Annotated in this window: 19 protein-coding genes; all 19 read right to left on the bottom strand. The window is 72.6% G+C overall.

The features are described 5' to 3' along the window. Positions 1-47 precede the first annotated feature (47 nt). On the bottom strand, positions 48-1,019 hold the full coding sequence (gene lgt / locus ACFQRD_RS03750) for a prolipoprotein diacylglyceryl transferase (RefSeq protein WP_377017224.1): 972 nt from the start codon (positions 1,017-1,019) through the stop codon (positions 48-50). Positions 1,020-1,192: 173 nt separating this feature from the next. Next, on the bottom strand, positions 1,193-2,026 hold the full coding sequence (gene trpA / locus ACFQRD_RS03745) for a tryptophan synthase subunit alpha (protein WP_377017226.1): 834 nt from the start codon (positions 2,024-2,026) through the stop codon (positions 1,193-1,195). Continuing rightward, entirely contained in the window at positions 2,023-3,339 is a 1,317-nt protein-coding gene (gene trpB, locus ACFQRD_RS03740; protein ID WP_377017286.1) for a tryptophan synthase subunit beta, read from the bottom strand. The genes trpA and trpB overlap by 4 nt, the downstream gene beginning before the upstream one ends. 50 nt (positions 3,340-3,389) lie before the next feature. Continuing rightward, complete coding sequence (trpC, locus tag ACFQRD_RS03735) at positions 3,390-4,223, bottom strand: indole-3-glycerol phosphate synthase TrpC (RefSeq protein WP_377017228.1); 834 nt, start codon at positions 4,221-4,223, stop codon at positions 3,390-3,392. A 64-nt stretch (positions 4,224-4,287) separates the two neighbouring features. Beyond that, on the bottom strand, positions 4,288-4,755 hold the full coding sequence (locus tag ACFQRD_RS03730) for a DUF2752 domain-containing protein (RefSeq protein ID WP_377017230.1): 468 nt from the start codon (positions 4,753-4,755) through the stop codon (positions 4,288-4,290). Then, entirely contained in the window at positions 4,752-5,000 is a 249-nt protein-coding gene (locus tag ACFQRD_RS03725; RefSeq protein ID WP_377017232.1) for an HGxxPAAW family protein, read from the bottom strand. Before ACFQRD_RS03725 ends, ACFQRD_RS03730 begins: the two co-directional genes overlap by 4 nt. An 83-nt stretch (positions 5,001-5,083) precedes the next feature. Beyond that, a complete protein-coding gene (locus ACFQRD_RS03720; RefSeq protein ID WP_377017234.1) occupies positions 5,084-5,836 on the bottom strand; it encodes a Trp biosynthesis-associated membrane protein in 753 nt (250 codons plus the stop codon). Continuing rightward, the gene (locus ACFQRD_RS03715; RefSeq protein ID WP_377017236.1) at positions 5,833-7,440 is read right to left on the bottom strand and encodes an anthranilate synthase component I; all 1,608 of its coding nucleotides are present in this window, start codon (positions 7,438-7,440) and stop codon (positions 5,833-5,835) included. The genes ACFQRD_RS03720 and ACFQRD_RS03715 overlap by 4 nt, the downstream gene beginning before the upstream one ends. Continuing rightward, the gene (gene hisI / locus ACFQRD_RS03710) at positions 7,437-7,832 is read right to left on the bottom strand and encodes a phosphoribosyl-AMP cyclohydrolase (protein WP_377017238.1); all 396 of its coding nucleotides are present in this window, start codon (positions 7,830-7,832) and stop codon (positions 7,437-7,439) included. The genes ACFQRD_RS03715 and hisI overlap by 4 nt, the downstream gene beginning before the upstream one ends. Further along, on the bottom strand, positions 7,829-9,040 hold the full coding sequence (metK, locus tag ACFQRD_RS03705) for a methionine adenosyltransferase (protein WP_377017240.1): 1,212 nt from the start codon (positions 9,038-9,040) through the stop codon (positions 7,829-7,831). The genes hisI and metK overlap by 4 nt, the downstream gene beginning before the upstream one ends. Beyond that, positions 9,037-10,311 carry a bifunctional phosphopantothenoylcysteine decarboxylase/phosphopantothenate--cysteine ligase CoaBC gene (gene coaBC, locus ACFQRD_RS03700; RefSeq protein ID WP_377017242.1) on the bottom strand — a complete coding sequence of 425 codons (1,275 nt, stop codon included), beginning with the start codon at positions 10,309-10,311 and terminating at the stop codon, positions 9,037-9,039. The genes metK and coaBC overlap by 4 nt, the downstream gene beginning before the upstream one ends. 25 nt (positions 10,312-10,336) lie before the next feature. Beyond that, positions 10,337-10,699: a DNA-directed RNA polymerase subunit omega gene (gene rpoZ / locus ACFQRD_RS03695; RefSeq protein ID WP_377017244.1), complete on the bottom strand. Its 363-nt coding sequence runs from the start codon at positions 10,697-10,699 to the stop codon at positions 10,337-10,339. 109 nt (positions 10,700-10,808) lie between these two features. After that, entirely contained in the window at positions 10,809-11,405 is a 597-nt protein-coding gene (gene gmk / locus ACFQRD_RS03690) for a guanylate kinase (protein ID WP_377017246.1), read from the bottom strand. Next, positions 11,402-11,728: an integration host factor, actinobacterial type gene (mihF, locus tag ACFQRD_RS03685; protein ID WP_377017248.1), complete on the bottom strand. Its 327-nt coding sequence runs from the start codon at positions 11,726-11,728 to the stop codon at positions 11,402-11,404. The genes gmk and mihF overlap by 4 nt, the downstream gene beginning before the upstream one ends. 213 nt (positions 11,729-11,941) lie before the next feature. Then, on the bottom strand, positions 11,942-12,787 hold the full coding sequence (gene pyrF / locus ACFQRD_RS03680) for an orotidine-5'-phosphate decarboxylase (RefSeq protein WP_377017250.1): 846 nt from the start codon (positions 12,785-12,787) through the stop codon (positions 11,942-11,944). Beyond that, positions 12,784-16,137 carry a carbamoyl-phosphate synthase large subunit gene (carB, locus tag ACFQRD_RS03675; protein ID WP_377017252.1) on the bottom strand — a complete coding sequence of 1,118 codons (3,354 nt, stop codon included), beginning with the start codon at positions 16,135-16,137 and terminating at the stop codon, positions 12,784-12,786. The genes pyrF and carB overlap by 4 nt, the downstream gene beginning before the upstream one ends. Next, a complete protein-coding gene (gene carA / locus ACFQRD_RS03670; protein WP_377803500.1) occupies positions 16,137-17,411 on the bottom strand; it encodes a glutamine-hydrolyzing carbamoyl-phosphate synthase small subunit in 1,275 nt (424 codons plus the stop codon). The genes carB and carA overlap by 1 nt, the downstream gene beginning before the upstream one ends. Next, a complete protein-coding gene (locus ACFQRD_RS03665) occupies positions 17,408-17,899 on the bottom strand; it encodes a hypothetical protein (RefSeq protein WP_377019502.1) in 492 nt (163 codons plus the stop codon). The genes carA and ACFQRD_RS03665 overlap by 4 nt, the downstream gene beginning before the upstream one ends. Next, positions 17,899-19,215, bottom strand: coding sequence for a dihydroorotase (locus ACFQRD_RS03660; protein WP_377019503.1), 1,317 nt, complete (start codon positions 19,213-19,215; stop codon positions 17,899-17,901). Before ACFQRD_RS03660 ends, ACFQRD_RS03665 begins: the two co-directional genes overlap by 1 nt. Positions 19,216-19,235: the final 20 nt, after the last annotated feature.

The raw sequence follows: 19,235 nt of genomic DNA, 5'->3' as shown, positions 1-19,235 counted from the left end.
TGACGGCTCGCCGGTGGTCGACGGGTGCCCGGTCCGGGCCACGGTCCTCAGGCGCGTCTGTGGCGTCCGGTGTCCGTGGGGCCCTCCGGGTCCCGGGGGGAGGATTCTTCGTCGGCGGCGGGAGGAGTCCCGGATCTGTCGGGCTCGTCCTCGTCGTCGGGGTCCTCGTCCTCGGCGGGGGCGGGTACGACGAACGATCCGTCGGCCGCGACGACCTCGCCGCCGCGCCGGCGTTGTCGCACGGTGAGGATCACGAAGGCGAGTAGGGCGACCAGAACCATGATGATAGCGACCAGGGTGTGGATGCGCAGCGGCCCGATCATCAGGACGGGCTCGCTGCGGATGGCGTCGATCCAGGCGCGGCCGGTCGAGTAGATCCCGGCGTAGGCCCAGAACACGCGGCCGCCGCCCAGCTCGAAGCGGCGCGCCAGGGCCAGCAGCACCACGACACCGACGAGGTTCCACAGCTGCTCGTACAGGAAGGTCGGGTGGTACGTGCCGGGCTCACAGCCGGGGATCGTGGTGCCGTTGGTGACGCACGTGACGTCCCACGCCCACCAGGTGTCCAGGGGCGGGCCGTAGAGCTCCTGGTTGAACCAGTTGCCGAACCGGCCGATGGCCTGCGCGACCATCAGGGTGGGGGCGATGGTGTCGGCCAGGGCCGTGAACGAGACCTGCTTCATCCGGGCCATGAAGTATGCCGCGATCGCGCCGCCGGCCACGCCGCCGTAGATCGCCAGGCCGCCCTGCCAGATGTAGAGCACGGCGATGGGGTTCCCGCCCTCCCCGAAGAACGGGGCCGGGGAGGTCAGCACGTGCCAGATGCGGGCGCCGATGATCCCGGCGATGATCGCGACGAACACGATGTCGAAGAGGTCGTCGCCGTCGCCGCCGCGCGCGACCCAGCGCTTGGTGGCCCACCACAGGGCCACCCCCATCCCGAGCAGGATGCAGATCGCGTAGAAGTGCACCGTGAGCGGGCCGAGGGAGAGCGAGGAGATGGGCGAACTGGGGATCATGTCCGGGCTCTCCTCACTGTGGTGCGGGACGGCTGGGCGGTGCGGGACGACGGGGCGGCGGACTCGCCGGGCGATCGGGCCCGCCCCGCTGGGGCCGGCCCGAGAGCGGACCGGGCGGCCCCTGTGGATGCTGCGCCGACGGGGTGGTGCCGTGCGGGTCCTTCGGGCCGGTACTACGAGGCGGTGCGAGCGCGCTCCACTCCGGCGCGCAGATCGTCGGCCACGGCTGCGAGGGCGGTGCGGGTCGCAGGGGCGTCGCCCGCGTTGTCCAGCAGCGTGCGCACGAAGGCGGAGCCGACGATCACTCCATCAGCGTACGCGCCGACCTGCGCGGCCTGCTCACCGTTCGAGACGCCGAGACCGACGCAGACGTTGCGGGCGCCGGCCGCGCGGGTGCGCGCCACCAGGTCCTCGGTGGCCGCCGACACGCTCGCGCGGGTCCCGGTGACGCCCATCGTGCTCGCCGCGTAGACGAAGCCCGTTGTGTGGGAGACCACATGGGCGAGGCGGTCCGGCGGCGAGCTGGGTGCGACCAGGAACACGCGGTCCACGCCGTGCTCCTCGCTCGCGGCGATCCAGTCGGCGCCCTCATCGGGGATCAGGTCGGGGGTGATGACTCCGGCCCCGCCGGCCGCGGCGAGGTCGCGCGCGAAGGCGGCGGGCCCGTAGGCGAGGACCGGGTTCCAGTAGGACATGACGAGGATGGCGGCTCCGCGGCCCGAGAGCGCCTCGACGGCCTCGAGCACGTGACGGGTGCGCACTCCACCGGCCAGGGCGGCCGAGGCCGCCTGCTGGATCACCGGTCCGTCCATGACCGGGTCCGAGTACGGAAGGCCCAGCTCGATCATGTCGGCTCCGTGATCGATGAGCACCCGGGCGGCGTCGATGGACTGCTCGACGTCGGGATACCCGACGGGCAGGTAGCCGATGAGTGCAGAGCGGTTCTCGCTGCGGGCGATGTCCAGGGCGTCGCCCGCGCGCACGCGGGCGGTCTCGGTGGCGCTCATCGGGACACCCCTCCCTCGGCACCGGCAGGGCCGGTGGCGTCTCCGGCGGTGGTGCGGGCGCGGGCGCGGAGGCTCTCGAGGTCGGCGCGGGCGGGGTCCTCGCCCACCAGGCCGAACCAGCGGGAGGCGGTGTCGACGTCCTTGTCCCCCCGACCGGAGAGGCTGACCAGGATGACGGCCTCCTCCCCCAGCTCCCGGCCCAGTTCGAGGGCTCCGGCCAGTGCGTGGGCGGATTCGATCGCGGGCATGATGCCCTCGGTCATGGACAGCAGGGCGAAGGCGTCCATGGCGGGGCCGTCGTCGATGGCCCGGTACTCGGCACGGCCGATGTCCGCGAGCCAGGCGTGCTCGGGGCCCACGCTGGGGTAGTCCAGCCCGGCGGAGACCGAGTGCGAGGGGATGGTCTGGCCGTCCTGGTCCTGCATCACGAAGCTGCGGGCCCCGTGGAGCACCCCGGCGGACCCTCCGGAGATGGTCGAGGAGTGCCGACCCGAGTCGATGCCGTCTCCTCCGGCCTCGCAGCCGATCAGCCGGACGACGGGGTCCACGTCGTCGAGGAACGCGTGGAAGATGCCCATCGCGTTCGAGCCGCCGCCGACGCAGGCGACCACCGCGTCGGGCAGGCGGCCCACCCGCTCGAGGGTCTGGGAGCGCGCCTCCTCGCCGATGATGCGATGGAAGTCGCGGACCATCACCGGGAAGGGGTGCGGTCCGGCGACGGTGCCCAGGAGGTAGTGGGTGCTCTCGACGTTGGCGACCCAGTCGCGGAACGCTTCGTTGATGGCGTCCTTGAGGGTGCGGGAGCCTTGGCTGACCGGGACCACGTCGGCCCCGAGCAGGCGCATCCTGGCGACGTTCAGCGCCTGCCGCTCGGTGTCCTCCTCGCCCATGTAGATCGTGCAGTCCAGGCCGAACAGGGCCGCTGCGGTGGCGGTGGCGACGCCGTGCTGGCCGGCGCCGGTCTCCGCGATGACCCGGGACTTGCCCATGCGCTTGGTCAGCAGTGCCTGGCCGAGGACGTTGTTGATCTTGTGGCTGCCGGTGTGGTTGAGGTCCTCGCGCTTGAGCAGGATCCGGGCGCCGCCGGCGAGCTGGGAGAAGCGCGGCACCTCGGACAGCAGCGAGGGCCGGCCGGTGTACTCCGCTGCCAGGCGCTGCAGCTCGACCGCGAACTCCGGGTCCACGACGGCCTTCTCGTAGGTCTCGGTGAGCTCGTCGAGGGCCGGGACCAGGGCTTCGGGCAGGAATCGACCGCCGAAGTCCCCGAAGTAGGGGCCGGACTCGGAGCGCAGCTGCCCGGCGGGACGCTGCATATCGGTGCGGACCTGGCCATCGGGCGGGACGGGCTGGGGATGCGGGGCGCTCATGCGCGGGCTCCTTCCGGGGCGGTGCGACCGCGACGTGCGACCTGGCGGAACGCGGTGACGGCGGCGGCAGGATCACCGGCGGTGACCAGTGCCTCGCCGACCAGCACGGCGTCTGCTCCGGCCGCGGCATAGGCCTCGACGTCCTGGACGGAGGCCACGGCCGATTCCCCGATGGCCAGCGGTCCGGCCGGGATCCTGCGCAGCAGGTCACCGGCACGGTCGGGGTGCACGTCGAGGGTCTTGAGGTCGCGGGCGTTGACGCCGAGGAGGTCGGCATCCAGGGCGAGGGCACGGTCGAGCTCGTCGGCGGTGTGGGCCTCGATCAGGGCATGCATCCCCAGCTCGGCCGTGAGCTCGGCGAGGTCGCGCAGTAGTGAATCCTCCAGCGCCGCCACGATCAGCAGGATCAGGTCGGCGCCATGGGCGCGCGCTTCCAGCACCTGGTACGGATCGACGATGAAGTCCTTGCGCAGTACGGGAACGTCGACGCGCGCACGCACGGCGTCGAGGTCCTCCAGGGAGCCGCGGAAGCGGCGGGGCTCGGTCAGGACGCTGATCGCGCTCGCACCGCTGTCGGCGTAGATCGCCGCGAGGTCGGCAGGAGCGGGGATCTCTGCGAGTGCGCCCTTGGAGGGGCTGGCACGCTTGACCTCGGCGATGAGGCCCATCGTGGTGCCGTCCCCGCGCAGGGCGGCGCGGGCGTCGCGGGCCGGGGCGGCGTCACGGGCGAGCTGCTCGAGCTCGGTGGCGGGCGTCGCCGCGCGTCGGGGCTCGAGGTCCTCTCGCACCCCGGCGATGATGTCGTCGAGCACGGTGCCGGTGGGGGTCACGGGTGCCTCCTGCAGCGGTCTGGGGCGGGATCGCCGGTGGTGCGATCGGGACGGGGGTCGGTGCTCAGGCGCCGACGAAGGAGATCGGGGCGAGGAACCAGAAGGCGGGGATGTTCCGCAGCACGGTGAACAGGGCCACCAGGGCGCCCAGCAGGATCATCACGCGGTTCGAGGGCAGCATGCCGATCGGCCTGCCCCGTGCCCGTCGTACGGTCCACAGGGCGAGCCCCGCGGCCACGGCCGGCAGGGCGAGGATGATCAGCGCATTGCTGCGCAGAGCGAGCAGCAGGTTCCCCTCCAGCAGCGCGTGGACGGCACGGATCGCCCCGCACCCGGGGCAGTCCAGCCCGGTCAGGGTGTGGACGATGCACAGGGGCACGTTCGTGCGGAAGGGGTCGAAGGTGGCCTGGACCGTGAGAGCGACGAGGAGCCCGCTGGCCACGATCCCCAGGGGCAGCAGGGTCCTGCGGAGTCCGCCGGCGGGGGCGTCCGGCACGGCGTGGCCGTGCTGGTCCCGCGCCGCCCAGGTCATCTCGAGTCGTTCTGGACGAGTTCCGGCTTGGGCTGGCCGAGACCGGCGAGCGACATGACGATGCCCGCGATGATCGCGAGCGCCATCACGCCGATGCCGATCCACACCAGAAGCATCATGGCCAGGATCATTCCCGCGGCCACGATGGCCGAGCCGAAGACCACGCCCATGGTCAGCGTCCAGGCGGCCGCGGTCTTGCCCTCGTTGTGGGGCGGGTGCGGCGGCACGGCGTAGGTCTTGGTCATGGTCCTTCTCCGGTAGGGGGCCCTGTCGAGGCTATTGTGCCACGTCATGGCGCCACGGACGGGGCGGCGTCCGGCGCTGTCGCTCAGGTGTCGGAGGCCGGGTGATCACGGTCACCGAGCTGCTGCCCGGAGGCGCGGCGCTGCGCGCCGTCGCCCGGTTCGCTCTCGGGGCCCGGCTCGGCACGGGCGTCGACGTCCGCACTGGGATCCTCGCCCCGGGTCAGGGCGTCCCAGGCCGCGGCAGGGTCCTCCGCCGGGTCCGCCGTGACGGTGACGGCGGCGCTGCGGTACCGCGTGCCGACGGGCCAGGTCCGGCCCGCCACGAGGACGATCAGACCGGTCGCGGCCACGGCCAGGGCGGGCAGGAGCGTGAGCAGGGGCCAGGCGGTGGCCTGGGCCTGCACCTGGGAGCCGAGGACGCCCGTGGCGCCGGCGACCGCGGAGCCGGAGGCCGAGATCGGGTCTGCGCTCACCATGACCGCCGAATATCCGCCGGCCAGTCCCGCGGCGAGCAGCACGGGGCCGGTCACGAAGCGCACCCAGGTCGAGGACAGCGTGGTCGCCAGCGCCGCGGCGACCGCGACGATCGCCACGGCGAGCACGGCGGGAGCGGCGTCGGTGCCCTTGACGGCCACGTCCTGCGTGGTGCCGGCGAGGTCCGGCGCCGAGGCCTGCACCCAGGTCATCCGGGTGGCACCGGCCAGCAGGGCCGAGGCGAACAGGCCGGCCAGCACGGTCATCCGCCGGCTCGGGGTGCGCCGCGATCGCGCGGGCCCGGCCGGGGCCAGGTCGGACGTCGGCTCTTCCGGAGGGTCCGCGGGGCGGGAGGTGCTCATGCGGACCGCAGCGTATCGGCCGAGGCGACGGCGCGCAGGGCCGCGGCCGCCTTCGACTGGGTCTCGCGGTGCTCCATGGTGGGGTCGGAGTCGGCGACCACTCCCCCGCCGGCCTGGACGTGCGCGGTGCCGTCCTTGAGCACGGCGGTGCGGATGGCGATGGCCATGTCCATGTCCCCGGCGAAGTCGATGTACCCGACGGTGCCGCCGTACACGCCGCGCCGGACCGGCTCGAGCCGGTCGATGATCCGCATGGCCGCCGGCTTCGGGGCCCCGGAGAGGGTCCCGGCCGGGAACGTGGCCCGCAGCGCGTCGTAGGCCAGGGCGTCGTCACGGATGCGCCCGGTGACGGTGGAGACGATGTGCTGGATGTGGGAGAAGCGCTGGATGTGCATGAAGTCGCGCACCACCACGGTGCCGGGATCGCAGAACTTCTGGAGATCGTTGCGGGCGAGGTCGACGAGCATGAGGTGCTCGGAGCGCTCCTTGGCATCGGCCAGCAGCTCCTGGGCGAGGCGCTCGTCCTCCTCCGGGCCCGCGCCGCGCGGGCGGGAGCCGGCGATGGGGTGCGTGGTGGCGGTCCTGCCGCGCACGGTGACCAGCGACTCGGGACTCGCGCCCACCACGTCGATGGGCTCGCCGCTCGCATCGACGGTGCGCAGGAGATACATGTAGGGGCTGGGGTTCATCCGCCGCAGCACCCGGTACACGTCCAGCGGGTCCGCCGCCACCGGCAGGGAGAAGCGCTGCGAGGGCACCACCTGGAAGATCTCGCCGTCGATGATGTCGCGGACGGCGTCCTGCACGGCCCGCTCGTACTCGAGCTGCGCGGTGCGCGCCTTCGGCTCGAGGTCGCGAACGGTCTCGTAGACCATCGCACCGGTGCTCACCGGGGTGCGCAGGCGCTCCCGCATCGCCTCCAGGCGCGCGAGCGCGTCATCGTAGGCGGCATCGACTCCGTCGGCCGTGGCGTCGAGGTTCAGCGCGTTGGCGACCAGCACCACCGTGGAGTCGTGGTCGTCGTGGACGACCACGTCCTGGGCGAGGAGCATCGAGAGATCCGGCAGGCCCACCTCGTCGGGCGGGGAGACCTCGAGCTTCTCCCAGTGACGCACCGCGTCGTAGGCGAGATAGCCGACCATGCCGCCGGAGAAGGGAGGCAGGTGCGGCTGGCGGGCGGCGCGGAAGGCGCTGGTGACGGCGCGCAGCGCCTCCACGGGGCTGCCGGTGGTGGGCACACCGGCCGGGACGTCGCCGATCCAGCGGGCGCTGCCCTCGCGCTCGGTCAGCACGGCGCGGGCGCGGGTGCCGATGATCGACCAGCGTGAGGCCTCGCCCTCCCCCGCGGACTCCAGGAGGAAGGTGCCGCGGCCGTCGCCGTCCGCCGTCAGACGGCGGTACAGCGAGACCGGGGTGTCCTCGTCGGCCAGCAGCCGCATGCTCACGGGGACCACCCGCTGGCGGGCGGCCAGGGCGCGGAAGGTCTCGCGGTCGGGGTGGATCACGCCGAGGGCGTCGCCCTCGCGCCCCGCGACCAGCTCCGGGTACGCCTCGGAGGGGTCGGCGGCAGCGGCATCCGGCGCGGTCGGGTGCTCCGGGTTCATGCGTGCCGCTCCGCGGGCGAGAGGGAGAGGGCGCCCAGGTCCCCGCCGTCGAAGCAGGTCTCGGTGCCGCGGTGGCAGGCCGCGCCGACCTGGTCGACCTGGACCAGCAGCGTGTCGCCGTCGCAGTCCAGTGCCACGGCGCGGACCCATTGCACGTGCCCGCTGGTGTCACCCTTGCGCCAGTACTCCCCGCGGGAGCGCGACCAGTAGGTGGCCCGCCCGCTGGTCAGGGTGCGGTGCAGGGCCTCGTCGTCCATCCAGCCGACCATCAGTACGCGCTGGTCGGCGGCGTCCTGGACCACGGCGGTGAGCAGTCCGCGCTCGTCGTGCTTGAGGCGGGCGGCGAGCTCCGGGTCGAGGCCCGCGGCAGAGGTCGGGTCAGGCGTGGTCACAGGGCGTTCTCCAGCTCCTCGGCTCGATCGGTGCGTTCCCAGGTGAACTCCGGCAGCTCGCGGCCGAAATGGCCGTGGACCGAGGTCAGTGCGTAGATCGGGCGCAGCAGGTCGAGGGCGTCGATGAGGGCGGCCGGCCGCAGGTCGAAGACCTTGCGGACCGCCGCCGCGATCTGGTGGGCAGGGGCGTGGCCGGTGCCGAAGGTCTCGACGTACAGGCCGACGGGTTCGGCGACGCCGATGGCGTAGGCCACCTGGACCTCGCAGCGATCGGCGAGCCCGGCGGCGACGATGTTCTTGGCCACCCAGCGCATCGCGTAGGCACCGGAGCGGTCCACCTTCGAGGGGTCCTTCCCGGAGAAGGCGCCACCACCGTGGCGGGCCATGCCGCCGTAGGTGTCCACGATGATCTTGCGACCGGTCAGCCCGGCATCGCCCTTGGGCCCGCCCAGGACGAAGCGCCCGGAGGGATTGATGTGGACGGCGACGTCGGAGACGTCCAGCCCCAGTCCCGCGAGATCCTCCAGCACGGGCGCGATCACCACGCGCGAGATCGCCGGGGCCAGCTGGCCCTCCAGGTCGACCTCCTCGCTGTGCTGGGTCGAGACCACGATCGCCTCGACGCTGCGGGCCACGCCCTGCTCGTCGTACCCGATGGAGACCTGGGTCTTGCCGTCGGGACGGAGGTAGGGCAGGACCTCATCGCGGCGGGCGACGGAGAGATGGCGCACCAGGCGGTGGGCGGCGTGGATCGGCAGCGGCATCAGCTCGGGGGTGTCGTTGCAGGCGTAGCCGAACATGAGGCCCTGGTCACCGGCGCCGAGCCGTGCGAAGGCGCCGCCGGTCCCTGCGCCGTCCCGGCTCTCGACGGAGTTGTCGACGCCGGCGGCGATATCCGGGGACTGCGCGCCGATGGAGACCTCGATGCCGCACGAGTCCGCGTCGAACCCCTTGATGGAGGAGTCGTAGCCGATGTCCCGGATCACGTTGCGCACGATGGTGGCGACGTCGCTGTAGCCGGTGGTGCGGACCTCTCCGGCGACGTGGACGAGGCCGGTGGTCACCATCGTCTCGACGGCGACGCGGGCGCTCGCGTCCTGGGACAGCAGATCATCGAGGATGGCGTCGGAGATCTGGTCGCAGATCTTGTCGGGATGACCTTCGGTGACCGATTCGGAGGTGAAGGTGCGCAGCTCGCTGGAGGTCATGGGGTCCAGGATACGTCGGCGAACCGACCGGCCAGCTCGTCGAGGACCGCGTGGGCGACGGCGATCTTGCTGCCCGCGCTCTCCGCGATCTCCTCGCCCCGGCCGTCGAGGATCCGTACCGCGTTGTCCGCGCCGCCGAAGACGTCACCGCTGACGTCGTTGAACACGAGCAGGTCGGCTCCCTTGCGGCGCGCTTTCTCGCGGGCGAGCTCGAGGGAGCTGCGCCCCTCTCCCCCGGTCTCCGCGGCGAAGCCGATGATGACGGGGCGGGCTTCCTGCCCGCGTCGCTGCACGCTGGTGCGCAGGATGTCCTCGGTGCGGCGGAGGGCGAGGGCGGGCACGGAGTCCTCGTCGCCGTCGTCCTTCTTGATCTTCGACTCGGAGCGGTCGGCGGCGGTGAAGTCGGCGACGGCGGCCGCCATGATCAGCGCATCGACCTCGCTGCTGTGCTCGGCGATCACTGCGGCGAGCTCCGCGGCGCTGCCGGCGTCGAGGCGCCGTGCCCCGGGGGGCGTCTCGAGCTCGACGTTGGCGGCGGCCAGGCGCACGGTCGCGCCGCGGACCAGGGCGGCGTGGGCCAGTGCCCACCCCTGCCGGCCCGAGGAGTGGTTGGCGAGGAAACGCACCGGGTCCAGCGGCTCACGGGTGCCGCCGGCACTGATCAGGAGCTGGCGACCGGCGAGGTCGCGGCGCACAGCCCCGTGCGCATCCCGCGGAGCGGCGATCGCCGCGTGGGCGGCCTCCAGCAGTGCGTCGGGTTCGGGAAGGCGGCCGGGACCGGAATCCGGTCCCGTGAGACGGCCCACCGCGGGCTCGAGCACACTGACTCCCCGCTCACGGAGCACCCGCACGTTCTCGCGGGTCGAGGGGTGCTCCCACATCTCGGTGTGCATTGCGGGAGCGACCAGCACCGGGGCACGAGTGACCAGCAGTGATGCGGTCAGGAGGTCATCGGCGCGACCGATCCGCAGCCGTGCCAGGAGGTCGGCGGTGGCGGGAGCGATCACCACCAGATCAGCGTCCTGGCCGACGCGGACGTGGGCGACCTCGTCGACGTCCTCGAAGACGGAGGTGCGCACCGGGTGGTGGCTCAGGGCCTCCCAGGTGGCGGCTCCGACGAACTCGAGCGAGGAGGCGGTGGGCAGCACGCGGACGTCGGCCCCGGCAGCAACAAGACCGCGCACCAGGTGCGCGGTCTTGTACGCGGCGATCCCGCCGCCGACGCCCACGAGCACGCGAGCACCCTCGAGGGTGCGCACCACGCTGCTCATCGGATCTCCCGGCGGTGGGGCGGTCTCAGAAGGTGAGGTCGGTCGGCGGGATCTCGGGGGCGTCGTCGCCGAGCTTGAGCGGAGCCGGGGCATTCGGATCGGGCTCGTTGGCGGCGGCGTACTCCTCCTCGTCGACCTCGCGGACCGTCAGCAGACCCTCGTCGATCTCGCGCAGCGCGATCGACAGCGGCTTCTCCTGGTTGTCGACGTCGACCAGCGGGCCGACGAACTCGAGCAGACCCTCGGAGAGCTGCGAGTAGTAGGCGTTGATCTGGCGGGCGCGCTGCGAGGAGTACAGGACCAGGGCGTACTTGGAGTCGACGGTCTCGAGGAGACGATCGATCGGCGGGTTCGTGATGCCTTCGGGCTGAGCGACTGTTCCGGCCACGGATGTCCCTTCGTGAGTTTCGGCGTGCGACGGTCCAGGATACGCCCTGGACCCCGGTGCGGGCGAGGGGTCCGGCGCGCGGGCCGGGTGACCTCGCGCACCCCGGCGGTCAGTCGGGCTCGTGCACGCCCAGCAGGGCGGCGAGCTCCGCGGTGGCGCGGGAGACGTCGTCGTTGATGATCGTGACGTCGAACTCGCTCTCGGCGGCGAGTTCGTCCCTGGCGGTCTCCAGGCGACGCTCGCGCTCCTCGGCGCTCTCGGTGCCGCGGCCCACGAGCCGCTGGACGAGGCTGTCCCAGTCCGGTGGCGCCAGGAACACGAAGCGTGCCTCGGGCACGGTGCGGCGGATCTGCCGGGCACCGGCGAGGTCGATCTCCAGCAGCACGGGGTGCCCGGCCGCCACGGCGGCGTCGACCGGGCCTCGCGGGGTGCCGTAGCGGTGACGACCGTGGACGCGGGCCCACTCGAGCATCTGGCCGGCCTCGACCAGCCGCGTGAACTCGTCCTCGTCCACGAAGTGGTAGTGGACGCCGTCGATCTCACCGGGGCGCGGCGGGCGCGTGGTGGCCGAGACGGAAAGCCAGATCTGCGGGTACCGCTCGCGGATCGCCGCGGAGACCGTGCCCTTGCCCACGGCGGTGGGGCCGGCCAGGACAGTCACGGGGGCCGGCACCGAGCCGGTGCCGGCCCCGTCGGACTGCGTCACTCGGAGAAGTGCGCGACGAGCTTCTCCGCCTGATGGGAGCCGAGGCCGCGGATCTTGCGGGACGGGGAGATGCCGATCTCCTCCATGATCTGCTGCGCCTTGACCTTGCCCACGCCGGGAAGGGCCTCGAGCAGAGCGGCGACACGCAGGCGCCCGACGACCTCGTTGCTCTCGGACTCGGAGAGGACCTTCTTGATCTCCTCGCCGCGGCGGCCGGCGCTGTCCTTGAGCCGCGCCTTGATGGCCGCGCGCTCACGACGAGCCTCGGCGGCCTTCTTCAGGGCATCGGCCCGCTGCTCAGGGGTGAGGGGAGGGAGAGCCACTGTTCTTACCTCTTGTTCTCTTGCTGGTGACGGGCGGGATCCGGGAGGACCTCGCGTGTGGGAAGAGCGTAACCCCAAAATCGTGGCGGAGCGCACTTCTGACACGCACAATCCCAGGTCCGGTGCAGATCGGGCCCTCCGCGACACGATTCGGAACGGTCCCGGCGGCGGTCCCGAGGCCTCGCCGCACGGTCCTGGGCGACCCGGTACGACTCAGGCGAACTGGGCGCTCAGATCGTCCGCGCGCCGGCGGAGATCATCCCTCGCGGGCCCCGCCGCGAGCAGGCCGCGGGAGAGCGAGACCAGCACGTGACCTGCGTTTTCTCCGAACACCTCGGACATCTGTGCAGGTCCGGCGCCCTGAGCGCCGAACCCCGGAGCGAGCAGAGGCGCCGACGGGGCGAGGCGGTCCAGTCCCAGTCGCCGGTACGCGTCGGCGACGGTCGCGCCGACGACCAGGCCGGCACTGCCCCACTCCCCCGTCGTGCCGCCGCCGATCGCCTCGGCGTGTCGCGCGATGACCGCCGCGACCGGCGTGTCCGCCTCGGTGATCGCGTGCTGGACCTGCGGCCCGTCCGGATTCGAGGTCAGGGCGAGCAGGAACAGTCCCTTGCCGTGCTCGGCGGCCAGGTCCGCGGCGGGGTCCAGGGATCCCGTCCCGAGGTAGGGGCTCACCGTGATCGCATCGGCCTCCAGGGGAGCCCCGGGCAGCAGGTGCGCCTGGGCGTAGGCCGTCATGGTCGACCCGATGTCGCCCCGCTTGACGTCGAGGATGCTCAGCAGGCCCCTGCTGCGGGCGTCGGCCAGCAGATCCTCGAGCACCGCGACGCCGGCGGATCCGTGCCGCTCGAAGAAGGCGGACTGCGGCTTGACCGCCGCGACCCGGCCGTCGACGGCCTCCAGCACCGTCCTGGAGAACTCCGCCAGGCCGACAGGGGAATCCGGCAGGCCCCAGGCCTCGAGCAGGCCCGCATGGGGGTCGATGCCCGCGACGATCCGTCCGCGCTCGGCGACGGCCTGCTGGAGGCGCGCACCGAACGTCGGCGGAGAGGCCCTCATGCCAGCGCCCGCGCGGCGCGGCCGTCGAGCAGGTGCTGGGTGTGCGCCTGCAGGCTGCCGACCTCGAAGGGCTCGACCGGGCGGGCCTCGATGGCCTGCACCGCGGCCTGGAACTCCTGCAAGGTGGTGATCATCGGCACGTCCATGCTGGTCGCGGCCGCACGGATCGCGTAACCGTCCACCCGCGCGTTGGATCCCGAGGGGGTGTTCAGCACCAGGGCGACGTCGCCGGCCTCGATGAGCTCGATGACGCTGGCCTCGTTCCCGGCCTCCGAGGCCTTGCGCAGCACCGTGCAGGGGATCCCGGACCGGCGCAGGACGCGGCCGGTGCCGGCCGTGGTGAGGATGTCGAAGCCGAGCGCGGCCAGGCGCGCCACCGGCAGGGCCAGGGAGCGCTTGTCGCGGTCGGCGACCGAGACGAACACAGAGCCGGCCGTCGGCAGGCCCTGGCCCGAGATCGCCAGCTGCGCCTTGGCGAACGCGAGCGGGAAGGTCGCGTCCAGGCCCATCACCTCGCCCGTGGAGCGCATCTCGGGGCCGAGCACCGAGTCCACGGCGTGGCCCTCGCGGGTGCGGAAGCGCTTGAACGGCAGCACCGCCTCCTTGACCGCGATCGGGGCGTCGTCGGGCAGCTCGGTGCCGTCGCCCTGGGCGGGCAGCACTCCGCCGCGGCGCAGGTCCGCGATGGAGGTCCCGGCCATGACCAGGGCCGCGGCCTGGGCCAGTGGCACCCCGGTGGCCTTGGCGACGAAGGGCACGGTCCGGGAGGCGCGCGGGTTGGCCTCCAGGACGTACAGGATGCCCTGGGAGAGGGCGTACTGGACGTTGAGCAGCCCGCGCACGCCCACGCCCGCCGCGATCCCGCGGGTGGACTCGCGGATGCGCTCGAGCATCTCGTCGCCGAGGGTGATCGGCGGCAGGGTGCACGCGGAGTCGCCGGAGTGGATGCCGGCCTCCTCGATGTGCTCCATGATGCCGCCGACGTAGAGCTCCTCCCCGTCGTACAGGGCGTCGACGTCGATCTCGATGGCGGTGTCCAGGAAGCTGTCGATGAGGATCGGGGCCTCGGCGCGGCCGCCGTCGGGCAGGTTCCGGCTGACGTAGTCGACCAGGCCCTGCTGGTCGTAGACGATCTCCATGCCGCGCCCGCCGAGCACGTAGCTCGGGCGGACGAGGACGGGATACCCGATGGCCGCGGCGACCTCGCTGGCATCGCTGAGAGCCCAGGCCGTGCCGTACGGCGGGGCGGGCAGGCCGGCGTCGGAGAGGACGGCGCCGAAGTGGCCGCGGTCCTCGGCGAGGTCGATCGCCGAGGGGCTGGTGCCGATGATGGGCAGCCCGGCCTCCTCGAGACGGCGGGCCAGGGACAGCGGGGTCTGCCCGCCGAGCTGGACGATGACGCCGGCGACGGGGCCGGCGGCCTTCTCCGCCTCGTACACCTCGACGACGTCCTCGAAGGTGAGCGGCTCGAAGTAGAGACGGTCGGCGATGTCGTAGTCCGTCGAGACGGTCTCGGGATTGCAGTTGATCATCACCGTCTCGTACCCGCCGCCGGGCAGGTCCCGGTCCCCGAGGGCGATCGCGGCGTGCACGCAGGAGTAGTCGAACTCGATGCCCTGGCCGATGCGGTTGGGCCCGGAGCCGAGGATGAGCACGGCGGGCCGTTCGCGGGGTTCGACCTCCGTCTCCTGGTCGTAGCTCGAGTAGTGGTACGGGGTGCGCGAGGCGAACTCCGCGGCGCAGGTGTCGACCGTCTTGAACACGGGGTTGATCCCGAGGGCTTCGCGCACGCCCTTGACCACGTCTCCGTGCTGACCGCGCAGCCGGCCGATCTGGTCGTCGGAGAGCCCGTGGCGCTTGGCCAGGCGCAGCAGCTCGGCGTCCAGCACCGGGGAGCCGCGCAGCTCGGCCGCGATCTCGGCGACCAGCAGCATCTGGTCCAGGAACCACCGGTCGATGGAGGTGGCCTCGACCAGGGCATCCACGGTCTCGACCGGGTCCACCACCCCCTCGGCGGCGGCCCACAGGATCCGCGAGATCGCCACCAGGCGGGTGTCGGTCGGGGTGCGCGTGGTCTCGATCAGCTCGGCCACCTCAGAGATCGACGGCGGCTCTCCCGCGTAGCTCGGTGAGGCGCCCTTGACGTCGAGGGATCGCTGCGCCTTGCCCAGGGCCTCGGTGAAGTTGCGCCCCAGCGCCATGGCTTCACCGACGCTCTTCATGGTGGTGGTCAGCGTCGGGTCGGCGGCGGGGAACTTCTCGAACGCGAACCGCGGGACCTTGACGACCACGTAGTCCAGGGCGGGCTCGAAGCTCGCCGGGGTGGTGCCGGTGATGTCGTTGCGGATCTCGTCCAGGGTGTAGCCGATGGCCAGGCGCGCGGCGATCTTCGCGATCGGGAACCCGGTGGCCTTGGAGGCGAGGGCCGAGGAGCGCGAGACGCGCGGGTTCATCTCGATCACGACGATGCGGCCGGTCTCGGGATGGGTCGCGAACTGCACGTTGCAGCCGCCGGTGTCGACGCCGACCTCGCGGATGATGCCGATGCCGAGGTCGCGCAGCTTCTGCAGCTCCACGTCGGTGAGGGTCAGCGCGGGGGCCACGGTCACGGAGTCGCCCGTGTGCACGCCGACCGGGTCGACGTTCTCGATGGAGCAGACGACCACGCAGTTGTCGTGGTGGTCGCGCATGAGTTCGAGCTCGAACTCCTTCCAGCCCAGGATCGACTCCTCCAGGAGCACCTCGGTGGTCGGCGAGTAGTGCAGGCCGTCACCGGCCATGCGCCGCAGGTCCTGCTCGTCGTAGGCCATGCCGGAGCCGAGGCCGCCCATGGTGAAGCTGGGACGCACCACCATCGGGTACCCGAGCTCCTCGGCGGCGGCCACGCACTCGTCCATCGTGTGGCAGATCCGCGACCGCGCGGATTCGCCGCCGACCCGCTCGACGACCTCCTTGAACTGGCTGCGGTCCTCGGCCTTGTTGATCGCGTCCAGGCTCGCGCCGATCATCTCGACGCCGAACTCCTCGAGGACACCGTTCTGGGCGAGGGACATGGCGGCGTTCAGCGCGGTCTGCCCGCCGAGGGTGGGCAGGATCGCGTCGGGTCGCTCAGCGGCGATGATGGAGCGGATGATGTCCGGATCGATGGGCTCGACGTAGGTGGCGTCGGCGATGCCGGGGTCGGTCATGATCGTCGCCGGGTTGGAGTTGACGAGGATGACTCGCAGGCCCTCCTCGCGCAGCACCCGGCACGCCTGGGTGCCGGAGTAGTCGAACTCGGCGGCCTGCCCGATCACGATCGGCCCGGAGCCGATCACGAGGACGGAGGAGATGTCGGAGCGACGGGGCATCAGGACTCCTTGTGTGCGTTGTCGGCGGCCTCAGCGGACCGGACCGGCTGGACGGGGCGGCCGTCCCGGTGCTGGGCGACCACCTCGGCGAGGCGATCGAAGAGGTAGGAGGCGTCGTGCGGGCCGCCCGCCGCCTCGGGGTGGTACTGGACGGAGGAGACTGGACGGTCGAGGCAGCGCAGCCCCTCGACGACGTCGTCGTTGAGGCCGACGTGGGAGACCACGACGCGGCCGTAGCGGCCGCCTCCGTACGGGGCGACGTGCTCGCCCTCCAGGGGGACGTCCACGGCGAAGCCGTGGTTGTGGGCGGTGATCTCGACCTTGCCGGTCTCGCGATCCAGCACGGGCTGGTTGATGCCGCGGTGGCCGAACTTCAGCTTGTAGGTGTCGAAGCCCAGCGCCCGGCCCAGCAGCTGGTTGCCGAAGCAGATCCCGAAGAACGGGAGATCGGCGTCCAGGACGCCGCGCAGCAGCTCGACCTGGTCCTCGGCGGCGGCGGGGTCGCCCGGGCCGTTGGAGAAGAACACCGCGTCGGGCTCGAGCGCCAGCAGGTCCTCCAGGGTCGTGGTCGCCGGCAGCAGCGCCACCCTCATCCCGCGGGCGAGCATGCTGCGCGGAGAGGCACCCTTGATGCCGAGATCGACGGCGGCGACCGTGCCGATCGCCTCGCCCTCGGGCTCGAGGACGACGGGCTGGGCGATGGTCACCTCGTCGACGAAGCTGGAGCCGCTCATGGAGGGCTGTCGGCGGACCTGCTCGAGGAGCTCCTCCTCGCCGGCCTCCAGCGCGTCACCGGAGAAGATGCCTCCGCGCAGCGACCCGGTATCGCGCAGCAGGCGGGTGAGCATGCGGGTGTCGATGTCGCAGATGCCGACGATGTCGCTGCCGACGAGGAGCTCGTCCAGGGACTGCTCGGCGCGCCAGCTGGAGGACAGCCGGCTCGCGTCGCGCACGGCGTAGCCGCGCACCCACACCCGCCGCGACTCCATGTCCTCGGCGTTGGCGCCGGTGTTGCCGATGTGCGGAGCGGTCTGGACCACGATCTGGCCGGCGTAGGAGGGGTCGGAGAGGGTCTCCTGGTAGCCGGTCATGCCGGTGGCGAAGACGACCTCGCCCAGACGGGCGCCGCGCGCGCCGTAGGCGCTGCCGCGCAGGACGGTGCCGTCGTCGAGGATCAGCAGCGCGGGGTCGCGCCGTGCGGCGCGGGAGGGTGTGCCGGAGGGGGCGGTCGCGGGGGCGGGCGGGCCGGCCCTGTGGGGGGTGGGGGCAGTCATGAGTGCTCCTTCCGGGAGAGCAGGAGGTCGTGGTCGGCGCGGCGGGCGAGACGCAGACCGGTGTCGAGGAGCTGGTCGCCGAGGCGCCAGCGGAGGATGAGGATGCCGTCGCCGCCGATGAACTTGCCGGCCATGCCGGGGCCGGCGGTGACCTCGTCGACGGAGGCCGCGGGGATCGTCACGGCGGGCACGCCGCGGCGGGCGATGTGCCAGGTGCCGGTCTCGGAGACGCTCACCTGGGCGGCGGAGCGCTGGCCGAGGCCGTGGGCGACGACGCGCTCGAGGGGCTGCCGGGCGAGGACGGTGTCGACGTACACGGCCTCGAACGGGCCCAGCTCCACCTCTTCCCCGAGCTCGGCGAGCGGGGCTCCGGAGGGGACCGGCAGGTGCTGCTGGGAGCGGCCGCGGCGTCGCCACCCGCGCGCCATCCCCAGCAGGATCAGGGCGAACAGGGCGGCCAGGAGCAGGACCGGGACGAGCTGGTCCATCAGTGCTCCACCACGATGCCCTCACGCACCGTGGCGCGGCCGCCCAGCACGGTCAGCCGGTTCCGACCGGGCAGCTCGAGTCCGGCGAACGGGGAGTTGCGGCTGCGCGAGGCGTGCTCGGCCGGATCCGTGACGCGGACCGGACGGGGGTCCCACACCAGGACGTGAGCCGGAGCGCCGGCCTCGAGCGGGCGGCCCTGGTCGTCGTCGCGGCCGATCTCGGCGGGCTTCTCGGACAGCACGCGGGCCACGTCGCGCCAGCTGAGCCGGCCGGTCTCGACCATGGTGGACTGCACCAGCGACAGGGCCGTCTCCAGCCCGGTCATGCCCATCGCGGCCTGGTCCCACTCACGGTCCTTCGCATCGCGGGGATGCGGGGCGTGGTCGGTGGCGACGATGTCGATCGTGCCGTCGGCCAGGCCCTCGCGGACGGCCTCGACGTCCTCGGCGGTGCGCAGGGGCGGGTTGACCTTGAACACGGCGTCGAACTGGCGCACGTTCTCGTCGGTCAGCAGCAGGTGGTGCGGGGTCACCTCAGCGGTCACGGCGATGCCGCGCTGTTTGGCCCAGCGGACGATGTCCACGCTGCCGGCGGTGGAGAGGTGGCACACGTGCAGGCGCGAGCCGACGTGCTGGGCCAGCAGCACGTCGCGGGCGATGATCGACTCCTCGGCGACGGCGGGCCAGCCGGAGAGTCCCAGCTCGGCGGAGACCACGCCCTCATGCATCTGGGCGCCCTCGGTCAGCCGCGGATCCTGCGCATGCTGGGCGATCACCCCGTCGAAGCTCTTGACGTACTCCAGAGCGCGGCGCATCAGCACGGGATCGTGCACGCACTTGCCGTCGTCGCTGAACACGCGCACGGAGGCGGCCGAGTTCGCCATCGCGTCGAGCTCGGCCAGCCGCTGACCGGCCAGCGCCACGGTGACCGCGCCGACGGGGCGCACGGAGCACCAGCCGGCGTCCTCCCCGCGGCGCGCGATCTGCTCGACGACGCCGGCGGTATCGGCGACCGGCGTGGTGTTGGCCATCGCGTGCACGGCGGTGAACCCGCCGCGGGCGGCGGCACGGGTGCCGGTCTCGACGGTCTCGGCCTCCTCCCCGCCGGGTTCGCGCAGGTGGGTGTGGAGATCCACGAGGCCGGGCAGCACGATGCACCCGTCGGCCTCGATCACCTCGGCGCCCTCGGGGGCCGGGAGGTCGGTGCCGACGGCTTCGATGAGCCCGCCGGTGAGGAGGATGTCCTGGACGTCCTCCCCGTAGGGGCGGCCGCCCCGGATCAGCAGCGGGGCGGCCTCCGCGCCGGCGGAGCCGATCCCGGCGGTGGGTGCGGCGG

The organism is Brachybacterium sp. GCM10030268, assembly GCF_042666305.1.
GTDB lineage: Bacteria > Actinomycetota > Actinomycetes > Actinomycetales > Dermabacteraceae > Brachybacterium.
The sequence above is the reverse complement of the archived record's forward strand: the minus strand, read 5'-3'. Positions and strand labels throughout refer to the sequence as shown.

Coding starts and splice junctions, on each gene's coding strand:
- metK (WP_377017240.1), bottom strand. CDS start 9,040: ATGACCTCCAGCGAGCTGCGCACCTTCACCTCCGAATCGGTCACCGAA.
- trpB (WP_377017286.1), bottom strand. CDS start 3,339: ATGCAGCGTCCCGCCGGGCAGCTGCGCTCCGAGTCCGGCCCCTACTTC.
- ACFQRD_RS03720 (WP_377017234.1), bottom strand. CDS start 5,836: ATGAGCACCTCCCGCCCCGCGGACCCTCCGGAAGAGCCGACGTCCGAC.
- trpA (WP_377017226.1), bottom strand. CDS start 2,026: ATGAGCGCCACCGAGACCGCCCGCGTGCGCGCGGGCGACGCCCTGGAC.
- coaBC (WP_377017242.1), bottom strand. CDS start 10,311: ATGAGCAGCGTGGTGCGCACCCTCGAGGGTGCTCGCGTGCTCGTGGGC.
- ACFQRD_RS03715 (WP_377017236.1), bottom strand. CDS start 7,440: ATGAACCCGGAGCACCCGACCGCGCCGGATGCCGCTGCCGCCGACCCC.
- carB (WP_377017252.1), bottom strand. CDS start 16,137: ATGCCCCGTCGCTCCGACATCTCCTCCGTCCTCGTGATCGGCTCCGGG.
- pyrF (WP_377017250.1), bottom strand. CDS start 12,787: ATGAGGGCCTCTCCGCCGACGTTCGGTGCGCGCCTCCAGCAGGCCGTC.
- ACFQRD_RS03730 (WP_377017230.1), bottom strand. CDS start 4,755: ATGACCTGGGCGGCGCGGGACCAGCACGGCCACGCCGTGCCGGACGCC.
- lgt (WP_377017224.1), bottom strand. CDS start 1,019: ATGATCCCCAGTTCGCCCATCTCCTCGCTCTCCCTCGGCCCGCTCACG.
- carA (WP_377803500.1), bottom strand. CDS start 17,411: ATGACTGCCCCCACCCCCCACAGGGCCGGCCCGCCCGCCCCCGCGACC.
- ACFQRD_RS03665 (WP_377019502.1), bottom strand. CDS start 17,899: ATGGACCAGCTCGTCCCGGTCCTGCTCCTGGCCGCCCTGTTCGCCCTG.
- ACFQRD_RS03725 (WP_377017232.1), bottom strand. CDS start 5,000: ATGACCAAGACCTACGCCGTGCCGCCGCACCCGCCCCACAACGAGGGC.